General features: G+C 68.8%; 3 protein-coding genes. All 3 read right to left on the bottom strand.

Annotated elements, in window-relative coordinates; genetic code table 11:
- Positions 1-1,307 (bottom strand): phosphoenolpyruvate carboxylase (locus VN856_RS10465; RefSeq protein WP_325688672.1); only part of this gene is annotated, 1,307 nt, incomplete at its 3' end.
- 45 nt (positions 1,308-1,352) lie between these two features.
- Positions 1,353-1,586: a preprotein translocase subunit SecG gene (secG, locus tag VN856_RS10460; RefSeq protein ID WP_325688670.1), complete on the bottom strand. Its 234-nt coding sequence runs from the start codon at positions 1,584-1,586 to the stop codon at positions 1,353-1,355.
- Positions 1,587-1,646: 60 nt separating this feature from the next.
- A partial coding sequence (locus VN856_RS10455) for a helix-turn-helix transcriptional regulator (protein ID WP_325688668.1) occupies positions 1,647-2,234 on the bottom strand: 588 nt, incomplete at its 5' end.

Raw genomic sequence — 2,234 nt, 5'->3', positions numbered from 1 at the left:
ACCTCTTCGTGCACGTCGGAGTTCTGCCGCATATCGAGTCCACATAAATGAAACCCGAAGACACGCACGGCTTCTCGCAGCAGCGCCAGGCGATCGTCGGCCAACAGCGCACTGCCGTTGGCGCGCAGTGACCCGTCGATGGTGTCGAGATCGGCCAGCAGTTCGGCCGGGGTGGCATACGGTGACAGCCCCAGGTCGAGCACGTCCTGGGGCTGCCGGTCCAAGATCGCGGCGGCCGTCGCGGTGAGCCGGCCGCGGACCACCCGCACCGCCCGGCGGTACGGCTCGTCGGTGCGGGTTTTCTCCTGGCAACCCTCGGCCAGTTCGGCCAGTTCGGGGGTGACCGAGACGAGCCGGGCCGACAACGACAACTCCTGCTCGCACGCGGTGAGTTCTGCCAAGTAGTGAGCCAACGCGGTAAATGCGGCGCTGCCGGTGGCCTGGCGCACCACGTCGCCGGTCACGTTGGGATTGCCATCGCGATCACCGCCGATCCAGGAGCCGGGCTGCAGCATCGGACCGGAAAGCAGGTCGGCATCGGGCCAACGCGCCTGCAACGCATCTCGGACCTCGGCATTGACCTGGGGAATCACCTTGAAGAACGCCGCCGCGTAATACCGCAGCCCCACCTCGATCTCGTCGGTGATCTGCAACCGGGACAACCGGATCAGTGCGGTCTGCCACAACGTGAGGACCTGGCGACGCAACTCGCGTTCGACGTTGCGGCCGTCGTCGGTTTCCGTGTGCCCTTCGGCATGCAGCCGCATCAACGCGGTGATCCGGTGCTGGGTGACGAACACGGTGCGCCGACGGGTCTCGGTGGGGTGGGCGGTGATCACCGGCGCGACGAGAGCCCCCCGCAACGCCTCGGCGACCGTGGCCGAATCAAGCTGTGCACGATCGAGTTTCGCGTAGGTTGCGGCCAGGCTACTGTCCTGTGGCGGCTCGCCGGCGTCGACGTGGATCACCCGCCGACGCTCCCGGTGGATGTCTTCGGCGACGTTGGCCAGCAGCGCGAAGTGGCTGAAGGCCCTGATGACCGGGATCGCCTGGTGAATGTCGATCCCGTCGAACATCCGCGCCAACTCGGCGCGGTCGATCTCCGAGCGCCGCACCCGAAACGACTCCACCCGGGCACGCTCGACGAGCTCGAACACCTCGCGCCCGTTCTGCTCGCGCACGGTGTCGCCCAGGATCGTGCCCAGCAGCCGGATGTCGGCGCGCATCGGCTCGGTGGCCTCCCGACCGACGAGCGTCCGTTGGACAGCGCCGATCGGCTCTAGCGCGATATCGGTGACCTCAACCATGCGTCCCAGTATCGGTGCGGATCGGGTAGTCCGCCCGCCGACGGGTTAGCGGTACTTGATCTGCAGCGCCATGCCGATGATGCAGACGAACCAGATGGCGGTGATGAACAGCGTCAACCGGTCCAGGTTCTTCTCCACCACCGTCGACCCGGACAGGCTGGACTGCACACCGCCGCCGAACAGCGTGGACAGGCCGCCGCCCTTGGCGCGGTGCAGTAGCACCAGCAGCACCACCAGCACGCTGGTGACGACCAAGGTGATCTCTAGGGCCAACTGCATGACCGAGAGCTTACCGGTTAGGGCCCGATCGGCCCTCACCCGCCCGTTCCGGGGCCGCGTCTACGACTGCAAAGTGGCCGAGACGATGACGGCCAGGTCGTCGCGATCGGACACGTCGAGCTTGATGCAGGCGCGGTAGATGTGACCTTCCACGGTGCGCACCGACACCAGCAACTTCTCGGCGATCTCGCGGTTGGACAGGCCCTCGGCGATCAGGGCGGCGATCTCGCGTTCCCGGGGGCTCAGCGGCAGGGGGCGGGTCGCGGACCGGATCGCCGGAGTGATCGCCCCGCCGCACAGCGCGGCCAGCTGCAGGGCTCGCCCGCTGGATTCGGCGCTGCGACGGCGCTGCCCGGCTTGGTCGTGCAGCGGCGCCGCCTGGGCCGCCGCGTCGGCGGCCGAGAGGATCAGCCCGGCCTTTTCGAAATCCGCGCTGCACTTGTCGAGCGCGCCGGCGTCGGCGTCGGCGAGCGCGGCGGCGTGGCGCAGATACAGCTCGCCCAGTGTGCCGTCCAGGCGTGGAACGAGGGCCACCAACGGCTCGGCCGCGGTGCGATCCCCGAAGCGGGCGGCGTGGTGCAGGGCCTCGGCTTCCAGGGCATACTGCCCGGCCTCATGGGCGGCCTGCGCCGCGCGGCGCGCCGCCTC

This window comes from Mycobacterium sp. (genome assembly GCF_035603715.1).
In the GTDB taxonomy this organism is placed as follows: domain Bacteria; phylum Actinomycetota; class Actinomycetes; order Mycobacteriales; family Mycobacteriaceae; genus Mycobacterium.
The sequence above is the reverse complement of the archived record's forward strand: the minus strand, read 5'-3'. Positions and strand labels throughout refer to the sequence as shown.

Excerpts from the sequence above, each read along its gene's own strand:
- secG (WP_325688670.1), bottom strand. The coding sequence starts at position 1,586 with ATGCAGTTGGCCCTAGAGATCACCTTGGTCGTCACCAGCGTGCTGGTG.